At 62.1% G+C, this 15361-nt stretch carries 9 protein-coding genes; all 9 read right to left on the bottom strand.

What is annotated here, in order from left to right:
* Positions 1–4: 4 nt before the first annotated feature.
* On the bottom strand, positions 5–4420 hold the full coding sequence (locus QF045_RS02350) for an RHS repeat-associated core domain-containing protein (protein WP_306490902.1): 4416 nt from the start codon (positions 4418–4420) through the stop codon (positions 5–7).
* Positions 4421–4432: 12 nt separating this feature from the next.
* Positions 4433–4867, bottom strand: a complete 435-nt coding sequence (locus tag QF045_RS02345) for a DcrB-related protein (protein WP_306490901.1) — start codon at positions 4865–4867, stop codon at positions 4433–4435.
* 14 nt (positions 4868–4881) lie between these two features.
* The gene (locus tag QF045_RS02340; protein WP_306490900.1) at positions 4882–6822 is read right to left on the bottom strand and encodes a type VI secretion system Vgr family protein; all 1941 of its coding nucleotides are present in this window, start codon (positions 6820–6822) and stop codon (positions 4882–4884) included.
* Positions 6823–6964: 142 nt separating this feature from the next.
* Positions 6965–9625, bottom strand: a complete 2661-nt coding sequence (tssH, locus tag QF045_RS02335; RefSeq protein WP_306490899.1) for a type VI secretion system ATPase TssH — start codon at positions 9623–9625, stop codon at positions 6965–6967.
* Positions 9618–10661 carry a type VI secretion system baseplate subunit TssG gene (gene tssG, locus QF045_RS02330; RefSeq protein WP_306490898.1) on the bottom strand — a complete coding sequence of 348 codons (1044 nt, stop codon included), beginning with the start codon at positions 10659–10661 and terminating at the stop codon, positions 9618–9620. The genes tssH and tssG overlap by 8 nt, the downstream gene beginning before the upstream one ends.
* Positions 10625–12484 (bottom strand): type VI secretion system baseplate subunit TssF, encoded by a 1860-nt coding sequence (tssF, locus tag QF045_RS02325; RefSeq protein ID WP_306490897.1) that lies wholly within the window; start codon positions 12482–12484, stop codon positions 10625–10627. The genes tssG and tssF overlap by 37 nt, the downstream gene beginning before the upstream one ends.
* Positions 12481–12996, bottom strand: coding sequence for a type VI secretion system baseplate subunit TssE (gene tssE / locus QF045_RS02320; protein WP_042945974.1), 516 nt, complete (start codon positions 12994–12996; stop codon positions 12481–12483). Before tssE ends, tssF begins: the two co-directional genes overlap by 4 nt.
* A gap of 203 nt (positions 12997–13199) precedes the next feature.
* Complete coding sequence (locus tag QF045_RS02315) at positions 13200–13688, bottom strand: type VI secretion system tube protein Hcp (protein WP_005792512.1); 489 nt, start codon at positions 13686–13688, stop codon at positions 13200–13202.
* Positions 13689–13864: 176 nt separating this feature from the next.
* Positions 13865–15361, bottom strand: a complete 1497-nt coding sequence (gene tssC, locus QF045_RS02310; RefSeq protein ID WP_306490896.1) for a type VI secretion system contractile sheath large subunit — start codon at positions 15359–15361, stop codon at positions 13865–13867.

Raw genomic sequence — 15361 nt, 5'->3', positions numbered from 1 at the left:
ATTCCTAATTGTAATGCGCGCCCGGACGCGCATTTTTATTCAATTGCCTCTCGCCGGAGCGGAGTAATTTACGCTCATCGGATACGATTTTATCCAGCGCTTTGCGGTATTGGGCCTGATTCCAGTTTTCACGTTTGCCTACCTTATGCACTTGGTCCATTTTGCTTCCAAGGTTTTGGTTGACCCGAGCTGCGTGGCGGCCTTGATGTATCGAACGGCTCCCATCAGTCAAAGCACGTGTTTTGTTGGGCAGGAATATTTTGTTTTGCCGACTTTGTAAGTCAAACCCAGCCAATTTAAGCAGCGGGTGGTTCTTCGTACTGGCGTGCTTATCGCTCAATATGTGATGGTCTTGATAACCCTGTTTTTTCAGGCGTCCAATACGTCGGTTGATGGATGACGTACAGCTCCAGCCCAGCGGATCGATCCAGCCGTACGGGTTGGCTGCATACGCATATAGATTGATTCCCCCCGCCAACCCAATCGGATCCGGCGTGGTAAACCGCCCCACATCCGGATCATAAAACCTGAACGTATTGAAATGCAGCCCCGTCTCCCGGTCCAGGTACTGCCCCTGGAACCGCAAATTCTGCTCTTCAATGTAATAAGGCTCGCGCACCTCTTCCAGCGTATTACCCCACACCCGATAGGTCGCCCGCCAGACGTTGTGTCCGTCTGCTTCGGTCAGCTGTTCCGGCAGCCCATTCAGATCATTGTGGTAATAACGAATTTTCTGCAGCGGCCCGCTTCCGTCGACGCGGGCCAAGGGCTCGTAGCCTTCGTCCTGATACACATAAAGACTCGTCTGACTGTGCTTATGCTCCTGCAACAACCGCAAACCATCCCAGGTAAACCGCGTTTGCCCCAGCGGATAACCATCGCTGCCATGCTCGGTTTTCTCAACCCTGCGCCCCAGTGGGTCATAAGCCATCCTGACCACGCTGCCATCGTCATTACGCACTTCAACCAATCGGCTTTCAGCGTCATACGCAAACCGCTGCACACCCCGTTTAGCGCTGCGTTTTTCAATCATCCGGCCAAAGGCGTCATAGCGATAACGCTTGTCCTGATAGGTCAGCAGCTTGTTGTGCACCACCAACCCGGCACCTGCCTGCGGGCCGTCGAGCAGGTTGGCGGCGGCGTCGTAGGCGAAGGTTTCGCGCTGGCCATGCAAGCTGTCCTGGCTGGCGATGATGCGGCCGGTGGCGTCGTAATGCAGCAGCTGGCGGTGCTGTGCGGCGGGCTGTTGGTCGAGTTTGCCGATCAGGTTGTCGGCGGGGTCGTACTCGAACTGCTTTTGCGCGGCGGCCGGCATCAGCGAGGGCTGACTCGCCAGGCGGCGCTGGCGTGAGCGCAGTCGGCCGCTGCGGTCGTAATCGCTGCGGGTGCTGAGTTGGCCTTGGGTGCGCAGGACTTCGCGGTGCAGGCGGTCGCGTTCGAAGTCGCTGATCACTTGGCCATCAAGGTTGATCTGGTGCAGGTGGCCGCTGCCGTAGTACAGGCGATTGAGCCAACGGCCGTCCGGCAATTGGGTCTGGATCAGGTTGCCGAGTTCGTCGTAGTGGTGTTGCAGGCTGCCTGCCGGGCTTTGTTCGGCAAGCAACTGGCCGAGCGGATCGTAACTGAACCCCAAGGCCTGGGTATTGCCTTGCAGATCGGTGAAGGTGACGGCCGTCAGCTGATCCACTTCATCGTAGCTGTAGTCGGTACGACCATCGTCGGTGGTTTTAGTAACCAGTCGGCCGACCGCATCGCGCGCCAGCCGATGAATGAGGGGGGCGGGCGGCGTTTCAGGAACAATCGCCAGTCCGTTGCCAAACGGTGCCGGGATGGCGGTCACCGTGGTGATGTTGTCCAGCCGGTCGTAATCGTAGCGTTTGGCACTGCCATCGAGGTCTTGCTGCTCAGCCAACCGATCCCCGGCATCCCAGGCAAACCGATAACGTTCGCCGTTCTCGTTGACCAGCGCTTGCAGGCGCCCGTAGCTGTCATAGGCAAACTGCACCTGTCGGCCATGGGCGTCGGTGCGCTGGCTGACCTGGCCACGCCGGTTGTGCTGGTAGAGCGTGGTGTGCCCGGCGGGGTCGGTGTAGCCCAGCAGTTGGCCGTTGATGTCGCGTTGGAACTGTTCGGTACGACCGTCCGGCAACTGGCTGCTGAGCAAGCGGCCCTGAGCGTCATAGCGAAATTGAGTGCGCTCGCCGAGGGCGTCGGTGATGGCCTGCAAAAAGCCGCGTTCGTCGTAGCTGAACCGTGTCGGATAACCTGAGCAGTCGATATGTTCAACCAATTGCCCGAACGGGTTCCAGCGCAGCTTCTTGCTCTTGCCGCTAGCGTCGATGATTTCCACGACCTGCCCTTGGGCGTCATAGCCGTAACGGGTGACGTAGCCCAGTGGATCTGTTTCGGCAATGCAGTTGCCGCGTTGGTCGTAGCGGTACTGCCAGCTGTTGCCGGCGGCGTCGGTTTCCACCAGCGGTAGCGCCCAATGCTCCAGCCACAGGGTGGAGTCGCTGCGGCCCAGCGGGTCGGTTTCACCGATAAGGTTGCCGGACTCGTCGTAGCTGTATTCGTAGCGGCCTCCCAACGGGTCGGTGGCGCTGAGCAATTGGCGTTCGTCATCCCAGTCGAACAGCCAGGTTTGCCCAAGGTTGTCGCTGTAGCGAATGATCTGGTGCTGGGTGTTCCACAGGCGCGTACTGACGCGCTGCAAACCGTCGGTGATGCGGGTGAGGCCGGCCTGCAAGTCATAGTCGAACTGGTACGTGTCGCCCTCATCGGTCCAGTGACGCACGACTCGCCATTCCAGGCCTTCAACCAAGGTCCACTCATAGAAACAGCGCAATCCAGTGGGTAACTGATGCTCCACCATCCGGCGTCCGGCATCGTAGGCGAAGCGCCGTTGAACCTGCCCGGTGGCATCGCGAACCACAGCCAACTGACCGGCCACGTCATACTCATAGCTGACCAGCACCTCGCGGCGTTGATCGGGGTACAGGCGTTCGATCCGGGTCAAGGCATCGAGGTCGCGGATCAGCTCAACCTGCACCAGATCGAACGTATCGCGCAGCCGCAGCAGGCGCCCGGCTGGGTCATAGTCGACATGAATGCGGTTGTCGTTGCGATCACCCAACTGAACCAGGCGCAACAGCGCAGCATGGGTCGGCGTGGGTTCAAACAAGCGGTACAGGCCGTCATCACTTTCGATCAACAACTGCCCGTTGAGGTGCCGCCGTACGGCAAGGCCTTCACCGGCGCTGAACACTGCTCCACCCAGGGGAATGGAACCCATGTCGATAGGGCGCCCCTGCTCGTCGGTGTACACCAGCGTTTCGCCGCCTTCGGGATGAGGACGGACCTCGACGCACACCTCATACGGCACGCTCCAGCCCGCGCCGAACAGGCTGCCGGTGCGCTCGTCACGGCTGTTGTAGAAGCGTTGCCAGTCAATCGGCAAGATGCCGGGCAGTGCAAAATCCAGCTCTTCATCGTCGCCCAGCACTTTGGCGCCAGTCGCGGCATGCACCGGGTTCGACGAACCCGTTGCCGCATTGGCCAACGCGCCCATCGCACTGCTGACGGCCATCGAGGTGGCCCCACCAATCAGCATGCATGGCAGCTTGCTGAAGAACTTGCCCTTGCCGCCCTTGAGCATCAGCAGCGCCGTAACCGCAAGCCCCACCCCCGGCGTCTTGCCGCTGCGAATCTCGCGCACCACCACTGTGCCGCCGCCGATGGTCACGTTGGAGGAAATCAGCCCGGAAGACACCACGGTCGCATCGCAGGTGCTGCGATCACCGCTGCGCACCGCCGGCTGGCCGTTGATCGTGACTTTGTCTGAGCCCTCGGCCAGAAACTGCGGCGGCATCGGCGGGTGCTTCATGCACACGACCAGGTCCAATGGCTTGGGCACGGCACCGGGCGCCGGTGTGGCGACGGTCGGGCGCCACATCTGCGAGAAAAAACTTTCGGCCATGTCCAGGTAGCTGGCTTCGGGTTCCGGCTCGGGGGCTTCCAACTCGGTACCCGCCGGTGCAACGTGGGAGCTGATCGCCCCCGCAGCGCGGGCGGCGGGAATATTGTTGGTGAGCGTGTCGGTGGAGCCGGTGAGGATGTTTGCCTGCACCGTGGGGGGGAACAGGGCGTTACTGAAGGCATCGCATAATTTGGTCAGCCCTTTGTCCGCCCCGCTCTTGCTCATGAGAAGGCCGACTATCGTGCCCACCACCGCGCCCAGCAGAATGCATCCCAACCCCCCGGTAGCGACGGTAATGCCGGTAGCCGCGACCACGGCAAACGTCGCCACGGCGGTGATCGCGATGTTCGCCGCCACCTCCAGCACCCCGCCGAGGATGTCGGCCATCATCGACGTGTGCGAGAGCGCATCGCCCATCCGGGCCGCCCACAGAGCGTCAGACATACAAGTTGCTCATCAAGAAACAGCGTCGAACGACAGCGAATTCTTGATCAATGCCCAATGCGCAGCTTCGGCATCCCCGAGCTTGTCGGCCTTCACATAACTCAACGCAAGCATCTTGCGCGTGCCCGGAATCACCAACGCCAGCTGATACTGGAACACCTTGTCGTTACCCTTGTTGAACTGGCTGCGCAGCTCGATGCCTTCCACCTCTTGATTCGCACCCAAGCGCACATCGACGCCGGGTTGATAGCGCAGGTCCTGCACCTGTTTTTCCAGGCGCTGGAGCTGGTCGTTGAAGTTGCTGTGCAGGGTTTCGCCTTCGGTGAGCAGGCTACGGCTGACGATCAGCGAGGTGCCCAGTTCGGGAAACTTAAGGATGTTGATCGTCGCATCCTGCAGCTCGCCGGCAGGTAACTGGAACTGGAATTCATTGATTCGATACGTCATGGAAACAGGTCTCGTCAGGAGCTTTTAGGCGTGGGGAACGCGGCTTTGATGTTGGCGTCGATGCTGGCTTTAACGCCCTGGCCATCAGGCGTGGCGCCCGCGCCGCCACCGTTATTCAGGTGCAGGACACCGCCGGTATTGAACTCGGCGTCGCCGCTGGCGTAGAAACTGATCTGCACACCGGTCAGGTTGATCTGCCCGCTGGCGTTCAGCTCCAAGATGCTTTCGCCACAGACCAGGCGCAGGTTCTCGCCCACTTCAATCACGTAGCTCTGGCTGATGCTGTCGGTCTTGCGCTGGCCCACCGAGAGGATGTCTTCCTGCTTGACGATGCGCAGACGGTTATTGCCGATGGTTACCGTCTCGTTATGCCCAATGCTTTTATTACGGTCATGCCCCACCGAATGGCTCTCGTCCACCTCCACCACGATGTCCTGATTACGCTCGGCGTGGATATACAACTGCTCCAGCCCCTTCTTGTCCTCCATGCGGATTTCATTGAAGTTGGCCGGCGTGCCGCCTTTGCTGGATCGGCTTTTCATGCCGCTCTGGGTGGCGTTTTCCGGCAGGTCGTAGGGCACGGTCTGCTCGGCGTTGTACACCCGCCCGGTGATGATCGGCCGGTCCGGGTCGCCTTCGAGGAAGCTGACGATCACTTCCTGGCCTATCCGTGGAATCTGCATCGAGCCCCAGTTCTTGCCGGCCCAGGATTGCGACACGCGAATCCAGCAGGAGCTGTTCTCGTTGGACTGGTCGTGGCGGTCCCAGTAGAAGTGCACCTTCACGCGGCCGTATTGGTCGGTCCAGATCTCTTCGCCTTTGGGGCCCACCACCAGGGCGGTCTGCGGACCTTTGACGATAGGGCGATGGGTGCTGGCCAGCGGGCGGAAGCTTTGCTGGGCGTCGATGCAGGTCAGGCTGCTTTCAAATTGCGCTCCGCCCGCGCCACCACCGCTTTCCAGGCTTTCCTGCACGATGTAGTAGCGACAGCCGACGATCAGGTATTCGCGGTTCTGGTCCTGGCGGCTGAAGCCGGTGAGGCTGAACAGGTGGCCCGAACCCAGGCCACGGGCATTGCCAGCGAACTCGATCTGTTCGTGCAGGGTTTGCAGGGCTTCGATGCGGGTGCGCGCATAGTGCTCGCCGTCGGCGCTTTGCACGTAGGTGCCCGGGTAGTCGTACAGCGGGTAGTCACCGGCGGTGTGCGGGCGCGGCATCGCCGAGCGCACGTCGATGCTGGCGCTGGGGCGCTGGAAGTCGTAGTCGTTGAGCTCCAGCGAACCCGGCTGCACTTCCTGCGCCAGGTGCCAGTTGTGCATATGGTCGCGTTCGCGCTGCTGCTCGTCCTTCGGGTAATACGGGATCGACCCATAGCCGGGCACGGTGGTGTGGGCACCGTAGGCGTCGGCCAGCACCAGCACGTGGCGGTCCTGTTCGTGACGGAAGAAGTAGTAGATGCCTTCCTGTTCCATCAAGCGGCTGACGAAATCGAAGCTGGTCTCGCGGTACTGCACGCAGTATTCCCACTCGCGATACGGCCGGCTCAGCGCGTCTTCAAAGTCGGAAAAACCCAGGTCGCGAAACACCTGCTTGATGATCTGCGGGATGCTCAGGTTCTGGAAAATCCGGCAATCGGAGGTGCGGCTGAGCAGCCACAGCCAGGGGCGCAGGGTCACCTGGTAACTGGCGAACTGGCCCTGGTCGATGTTCTGGCTGCAGCGCGCGACGATGCCATGGAAGTGCCGCTCGCCACCGTCCGCCAGTTGCAGGCCCACGCTCATCGGCTTGCCCAGCAGCTGGTTGAGGTCGATGTTGGCGTCCAGGGACGTCAGTTGCAGCTCATAGTTGAACAGCCTGCCCAGCTCTTCACCGCCGCCCATTTCATTGAGCAGCAGCACATCCGGCCCGAGGGGGCTGGTGATCTTGGCCAGGCGTGAGGCTTGGTTGAATAGCATCATTTCATCCGTCAATTTCAACTGTAGGAGCGAGCTTGCTCGCGAAGGTCGTCAACGATGACGCGGGCATTCAGAATGAGCGCGGCGATCTCGGGTTCTTCGCGAGCGAGCTCGCTCCTACAGGTGTCAGGCATGGCGACGTTTATGCCGCATCGCTGAAGTCGTAGTGCAATTCGTTATCTCGACTGCTGATGCGCACCCCCGCCAGCGCCTTGCCTTCGAGCATGCGCGTGAGGAATTCACGGCTCATGTCCGGCAGCAGGCTGTTGGTGAGGATGGTGTCGATCATGCGTCCGCCGCTTTCGGTTTCGGTGCAGCGCGAGACGATCAGATCGACCACCGCGTCGTCGTAGTCGAAGGCGACCTTGTGGGTATTTTCCACGCGCTTCTTGATGCGGCCCAGCTGCAGGCGGGTGATTGCCTTGAGCATCTCGTCGCTCAGCGGGTAGTACGGGATCGTCACCAGACGGCCGAGCAGCGCGGGTGGGAAGATCTCCAGCAGCGGCTGGCGCAGGGCCTTGGCGATTTCCTCAGGCTCTGGGATGTTCGCCGGGTCCTTGCATACTTGGGAAATCAGCTCGGTGCCGGCGTTGGTGGTCAGCAGGATCAGCGTGTTCTTGAAGTCGATCACGCGGCCTTCGCCGTCTTCCATCACGCCTTTATCGAATACCTGGAAGAAGATTTCATGCACGTCCGGGTGGGCTTTTTCCACCTCGTCCAGCAGTACCACGCTGTAGGGCTTGCGCCGCACCGCTTCGGTCAGCACGCCGCCCTCGCCATAACCGATATAGCCCGGTGGCGCGCCCTTGAGGGTCGACACGGTATGGGCTTCCTGAAATTCGCTCATGTTGATGGTGATCACGTTCTGCTCGCCGCCATACATGGCTTCGGCCAGGGCCAGGGCGGTCTCGGTCTTGCCCACACCCGAGGTGCCGGCGAGCATGAATACGCCAATCGGTTTGCTCGGGTTGTCGAGGCCGGCGCGGGAGGTCTGGATGCGCTTGGCGATCATCTGCAGGGCATGGTCCTGGCCGATGATGCGTTTTTTCAGGTGCTGGTCGAGGTTGAGCACCGTTTCCAGTTCGTTGCGCGCCATGCGGCCCACCGGGATACCGGTCCAGTCCGCGACGACCGACGCCACGGCCTGGTAATCCACGGTAGGCAGGATCAACGGGGTTTCGCCTTGCAGGGCGCTGAGGCGTTGTTGCAGGTCCACCAGCTGGGCACGCAATTGGTCGTTGCCGCTGTCGACTTCGCCGACCTTTTCACGCAGCGTCGCGCGGGTGGCGAGCAGCTCATCCACCAGGGCTTTCTCTTCGGCCCAACGGCTTTCCAGGCTGGCCAGACGCTCACGCTCGGCGCTCAGCAAGGCTTCGCTGTTGGTCTGACGCGCACCAATGGCGATGCCGATCGCATGTTCACGGGCGATGATCTGCAGCTCGGTTTCCAGCGCTTCGATACGGCGGCGGCTGTCGTCTACCTCGGCCGGCACCGCGTGCAGGCTGATCGCGACGCGGGCGCAGGCGGTGTCCAGCAGGCTCACGGATTTGTCCGGCAACTGACGCGCCGGAATGTAGCGGTGGGACAGCTTCACCGAAGCTTCCAGCGCTTCGTCGAGCACCTGCACCTGGTGGTGTTTCTCCATGGTCGAGGCCACGCCGCGCATCATTAGCAGCGCCTTGTCTTCCGACGGCTCGGCGACTTGCACCACCTGGAAGCGGCGGGTCAGGGCCGGGTCTTTTTCGATGTGTTTCTTGTACTCGGCCCAGGTCGTCGCGGCCACGGTACGCAAGGTGCCACGGGCCAGGGCGGGCTTGAGCAGGTTGGCCGCGTCGCCCGTGCCCGCCGCGCCGCCGGCACCGACCAGGGTGTGGGCTTCGTCGATAAACAGGATGATCGGCTTGGGCGAGGCCTGCACGTCTTCGATGACCTGGCGCAGGCGCTGTTCGAACTCGCCTTTCATGCTCGCGCCGGCTTGCAGCAGGCCCACGTCGAGGCTGCGCAGTTCCACGTCCTTGAGCGCAGGCGGTACATCGCCGGCGACGATGCGCAGGGCAAAGCCTTCGACCACGGCCGTCTTGCCCACCCCGGCTTCGCCGGTGAGGATCGGGTTGTTCTGGCGACGACGCATGAGGATATCCACCAGTTGGCGAATCTCTTCATCACGCCCCACGATAGGGTCGAGCTTGCCGCTGCGCGCCTGTTCGGTCAGGTCGACGGTAAACCGCTTGAGGGCTTCCTGCTTGCCCATCGCGCTGGGGGCCATGGCGCCGCTGGCTTCGCCGGGAACCCCGGCATTGAACCCGTCGCTGGCGCTGAGGGCGTTCTCGGGCGAGTCGCCCACGTATTCATCAAAGCGCTCGCTCAGGGCCTCGGGCTTGATCTTGTCGAACTCGGACGACAAGCCCAGTAACGCATGGCGCAGGCTTGGCGTTTTGAGGATGCCCAGCACCAAATAACCGGTGCGCACCTGGCTTTCGCCAAACATCAGGCTGCCGTACACCCAACCGCGTTCCACCGCTTCTTCCACGTGGGATGACAGGTCGGTGATCGATGTGGAGCCGCGCGGCAGGCGGTCCAGGGCTTCGGTGAGGTCACGGGCCAGGCGCGCCGGTTCGACGTTGAACTGGCGGATAATGCGGTGCAGGTCCGAGTCCTGCAGTTGCAGCAACTGGTGAAACCAGTGGGCCAGTTCCACATACGGGTTGCCCCGCAATTTGCAAAACACGGTGGCGGCTTCGATGGCCTTGTAGGCCACGCTGTTGAGTTTGCCGAACAGTGCGGCGCGACTGATTTCACCCATGCTCTGGATTCCTTGAGGTGGTGGCGTGATCGGCGTAATGCCGCGCCAGGATTAGGTCGTTGGCATCAACCGCAGGTCGGCCGAGCCAGGTATTGAAGCCCAGGCGGAACTGGCCGTTGAGTTGCAGCGCCGGAACTTCGGGTTGTTGCAAAACCAGGTTCAGATCCCAGTCCAATTCATGGCCCAGGTACTCGGCGACCCAGGCCACCAGTTCGTTGAACGGCTGCTGGCCGGGCAGCATGCCCATGTAGTCGTCGAGTTTCAGCGGCCCTAGGCGGATACGGAATTTGTGCTGGCGGTCCCATACATGGCTGCCCAGGCAAAAATCCACGCCCAGCCGGTTGGCGCTCACGCCGACGCGGCTACGCTCGGGCAATTCCAGCCATTGGCCGACGTATTCTTCGATCGCCACCGGCAAGCCGAAGTACTCACTGAGGATGGCCTTCAAGCCATCCGGGTAACGGGTTTGTGCCGACAAGTGACCGCTGTAATGCAGCTTCGCCGTATCCGGGATAAGCCCCTGGTTGAGCAGGCTCGGCATGCCGCGGCCACTCAAGGCGGCGAGGCGTGCGGACCAGTAGTCATCGTCCGGGCGGTCATGACTGACCGTCGGTCGCGCCTCGGCCCAGGCGCGGTAGAACAAGGTCAGTAGGCGATGGTGGAACACATCCAGGAACTGCTTGCTGGTGCTGTCGGCGTTGTTGCGCTGGCGCTCGCGCACGTACTCGGTGATATGCAGCGGCAGCGGGCCGTTGGGGCCGCCGAGGCCGAAGAAGAACTGCTCCAGACGCGCCGGTTTACCCTCGCCACCGGGGTCGACCGAGGCCAGTGTGGCCGGGGCGAAGGTGCAATCGGCCTGTTGCCCCAGGCGCAGCGGGTCATCGGCCAGGCGCAGGGAGTGGCCCAGGCGCGGCAGGTCCGGCGATTCGCACTCGATACGCCGCAGCGCCTGGAAGAAGTCATATTCCCAGGGCTCCTGGTGCATCGCGTCCAGGGTACTCACAGGGTCGGACGACGTCCGGGCTTGGCTTTCCATCGCATGATCTCGCCGCGTTCGGTGGTACGGATCACCGTCTCGGTAAAACTGTTGATCGACACGTAGCGTGCCAGGAAGCGTTCCAGCACCGCACCGAGCAGGAACACGCCGGTGCCGCGAAACGCGTTTTCATCGAACTCCAGGGTAATTTCCAGGCCGCGGCCAAACACAATCGGGCCGGGCATCGGCAGGCGTCGGGTCACCGCTTTGCTGCTGACTTCACGCAGGCCTTCGATCTGCAATTGCAGGGCGGCGTCGTTGCTGTCGCCATACAGGCGCAACAGTTCACGCAAGGCGCCGGCGCCCTGGCCCTGTTCGCTCAGCGACAGGTAATTGAGTGACAACTGGCTGATCAGGCGCCAGGCCTTGGCGTCGTGGGCATGGCTGGCGCGGGGGCGGCTGGGGCCTGCGACGCAGCGCACCGAGAGCACCGGGGCGCTGTCGGCCAGGGTGAAGTCGGTCTTGCCGTTGCCTACGCTCATGAACAGTGGCAGGTCGCGGTTGGTGCACAGCGCTGTGACGCCCAACTGGCGCAGATCATGGCGGTATGGCGCCTGTCGGCTGTCCACCAGGCTGACGAAGGTTTCGCTGCCCACGTAGGTGGAGCGCGGGCCGTTACGGCGCTGATCGCTGGACAGCACGCGCGGTTCGCGGCGCACCGTGTAATACGCCTGGTCGCGCCCATAGCGAGAGGGATCACGCACGGCGTAAAACGGCAGGAACGGCTGCTCCGGCCCGGTGCCATGGCCGGTAATGCCGCTCAGAGAGTGGATCTCGAAATCCATCGGTCGTGTGCGGTCGGCAATCACATGGTGTTCGTTGACCCGGTCGGACAGGTGGATGCGGTCCACGCGCTTGGGGAACAGGTTGATCGCCGGCGTGCAGAACGGCAGGAACTGCGCCGCGCCGACGCTGCCTTCCAGGCTTGGCTCGTGGCGGTCGAACAGCACGATCAGTTCCAGCTCCTGGCCGTCGCAGCGTTTTACCGCACGGTTCAGTTCGGCGAATTCGACGAACAGGAAGCGGTGGGGCAGGGCGAAGTATTCCTGCAGCAACCGATAGCCCTGGAAGGCCCGCGCGACCACCGGCATGGCCGCGTCGGCATCGTCAAAACCCCGAGAGCGCAACGCGTCCTGAGGCAAACGCTCAACCCAATCGCCCCCCGGTTTGCGCGCGAACACCGCGCAGGCATTGCCCAGCAATTGTTCGTAGAGGCGGAACGGTTGCTCATCGGCGCCGCTGAGGTAGAGCGGCAGGTTATCCAGGTCGAGGCTGTTGAACGGCAATTCGGCGCCGGTGCGCAGGGTCAGGCGCAAACCGGCCTTGGCTTTCGGCTCGCTGGCGGCCAGGCGCCCGAGCACGGCGGCAGGGTTGCCGAAGTACTCGGCATTGCTTACCTGCAGCGGCCACAGCGTCACCGGGTGCGCGGTGCGGTACTCGCAGCAGGTCTGGGTTTCACGGCCCAGCGCGGCGCGCAGCACCGTGTCGCGGGGCAGGGGGAAGCCGCTGGCCAGAGAGCCTTCGTCGGGGTCGGTCTGCAGTTGCACGACGGTCATCGACGGGGTGGGCGCCAGGTAATGCGGGTAGGCGATTTCCAGCAGGTTGTGGGTGAAGGTCGGGTACTCGGCGTCGAGCTTTAACTGCACGCGGGCGGTGAGGTAGGCAAAGCCTTCGAGCAGGCGTTCGACGTACGGGTCGGCGCAGTCCATACCGGACAGGGTCAGCCGACTGGCGATCTTCGGGTATTCCTTGGCGAACTCGGCGGCGCTTTCGCGCACATGGTGCAGTTCCTGGTTGTACAGCTCCAGCAGGCGCGGGTTCATGGGCGCCTCCGTTGGTCTGCGTTCACCACGCGCACATGGCCGGACTCAAGGTCCAGGTCGGTTTGCAGCAGCAGGCGCAACGGCACCGGCTGTGCCCACAGGTCACCTTCGATCTCGAAACTCAGGGCGTTGTGGTTCATTTCACCCTGGCCGACACGAGCTTTGACGCGCAGCGTGTGGCGCAGAATGCGCGGTTCGAACGTTGCGATGGCCTGGTAGATCAGCGCTTCCAGGGCCTTGATGTCGACGCTGGAAACGCTGTTGCCCGCCAGCGCCGGCAGGCCGTAATTGACCACCGAGGTACCGGCCGGTGTGTGCAGCGTGGCATCGGCATCGAGCAACGACGTGGTGTTGAGCAGCCACGCCAGGTCACGCAATACCGAGGCTTTCAATTGGGTCAGGGACAGCACGCGTTTGTCGGCGCTTTCCTTGGGATTGGTTGGGTCATCGTCGGTCAACCGGTCCAGCAAGGACGGTTGCAGACGGTCGCGGGAAGCGATTTCAGTTACCACCAAAGCAGCTCCACGGACAATATTGAGATAAGAAAACCCCGCAGCAGCTACCGAGCGAAGCGAGGCTGTGGGAGGGGGCTTGCTCCCGATGGCGGTGGACCAGTATCGACTTTATCAACTGACCGACCGTAATCGGGAGCAAGCCCCCTCCCACATTCTCGCTTCGCTCCTCAGCTGCTAAGACGGAGCGAGAGAGAGGCGTATCAGCGCTTGGTGTTGGAACGGATGTTCCAGCCAAACTTGATCGCGCCACCGTCTTTGGTGCCGTCGGCTTTCTGCGGCTGGTAGTCGACCATCACTTGGGCGAAGTTCAGCGTGACGTTCTCGGTCAGGCGGTCATCGGTGCCCGAACCGCCGGTGCTCAGGGAGGTCACCAGGACTTCTTCCAGGTTGATCACCATGTACTCGACCTGGCTTTCGCCACCGGCCTTGCGCACGGTCAGCTTGACCTTGTCGATGTGCTTGCCGCTGGCGCAGTGCATCATCAGGTTCGGCGAAGCCTTGTCGACGTACTTGGTCAGCGACAGGTCCTGGATATTCACCTTGCCCGCGCCGCCGCCACCGCCAACGTGCATGTTGCCGGACTGGGCCATGCCCCAGCTCCAGTTCAACACGTCGATTTCGTCCTTGTGGGCCTTGTCCATGGACTCGCCCTTGATGTCGCCGATCTTGATGAAAATATCAACAGCCATGTTTTCTCCCTGTGTGGCCCAAGCCACAATATTTTTTAACGCCGCCGACCCCTGTAGGAGCGAGCTTGCTCGCGAAGGTCGTCAACGGTGACGCGGGCATTCTGGATGAACGCAGCGCCTTCAAGTTTTTCGCGAGCAAGCTCGCTCCTACAGGGAGCGAGCCAGTCCCGACTTTTTTACGCGCTTTTTGCAGACGGCAGCTTCGACACCAGGCGCAACGACACCGTCAGCCCTTCGAGCTGGTAGTGCGGGCGCAGGTAGAACTTGGAGTTGTAGTAACCCGGGTTGCCTTCCACTTCTTCCACGATCACTTCAGCGGCTGCCAATGGATGCTGGGCCTTGGTGGTTTCGGTGGAGTGCGCCGGATCACCGTCGACGTAGTTGAGGATCCAGTCCTGCAACCAGCGCTGCATCTCGTCCTTCTCTTTGAAGGAACCGATCTTGTCGCGCACGATGCACTTCAAGTAGTGCGCGAAGCGGCAGGTGGCGAACAGGTACGGCAGGCGCGCGGCCAGGTTGGCGTTGGCGGTGGCGTCCGGGTCGTCGTACTCGGCCGGTTTCTGCAGCGACTGGGCGCCGATGAACGCGGCGAAGTCGGTGTTTTTCTTGTGCAGCAGCGGCATGAAACCGTTCTTCGCCAGTTCCGCTTCACGGCGGTCGCTGATGGCGATTTCGGTCGGGCACTTCATGTCCACGCCACCGTCATCGGTCGGGAACGTGTGGGCCGGCAGGTTTTCCACTTCACCGCCGGACTCGATGCCACGGATGCGCGAGCACCAGCCGTAGTGCTTGAACGAACGGTTGATGTTCACTGCCATCGCGTAGGCGGCGTTGGCCCAGGTGTACTTGGAGCTGTCGGCGCCGTCGGTGTTTTCTTCGAAGGCGAAGGCTTCCACCGGGTCGGTCTTGGCGCCGTATGGCAGGCGCGCCAGGAAGCGCGGCATGGTCAGGCCGATGTAGCGCGAGTCTTCCGATTCACGCAGCGAGCGCCAGCCGGCGTATTCCGGGGTGGTGAAGATCTTGGTCAGGTCGCGCGGGTTCGACAGTTCCTGCCACGAGCCCATGCCCATCACGGTTGGCGACGCGGCAGCGATGAACGGGGAGTGCATGGCGGCGCAGACTTTCGACAGCTCGCCCAGCAGTTCCACGTCGGGAGGCGACTGGTCGAAGTAGTAGTCGCCCACCAGGCAGCCGTAGGGTTCGCCGCCAAACTGGCCGTATTCTTCTTCGTACATCTTCTTGAAGATTGGGCTCTGGTCCCACGCCGTGCCCTTGAATTTCTTCAAGGTCTTGTGCAGGTCCGGCTTGGAGATGTTGAGCACGCGAATCTTCAGCTGCTCATCGCTCTCGGTGTTGTTGACCAGGTAGTGCAGGCCACGCCAGGCGCTTTCCAGCTGTTGGAAATCCTGGTGGTGGATGATCTGGTTGACCTGGGCGGTGAGCTTGGCGTCGATGGCGGCGATGATCGATTCGATCGACTTGATCGCGTCGTTGGACACCAGGTCGGTTTGCGCCAGGGCCTGTTCGGCCAGGGTGCGCACCGCGGTTTCCACGGCTTCGCGGGCGCGCTCGGTCTTGGGTTTGAATTCCTGCAGCAGCAGGTTGGCAAACTCGCTGGCTTCTTCGGTGGCACCCAGGATCTGGCTGCCTTCGCGGACGGTATTGTCAGTCAT

The organism is Pseudomonas sp. W4I3, from assembly GCF_030816195.1.
In the GTDB taxonomy this organism is placed as follows: domain Bacteria; phylum Pseudomonadota; class Gammaproteobacteria; order Pseudomonadales; family Pseudomonadaceae; genus Aquipseudomonas.
This window is presented reverse-complemented; position numbering and strand designations above follow the sequence as displayed.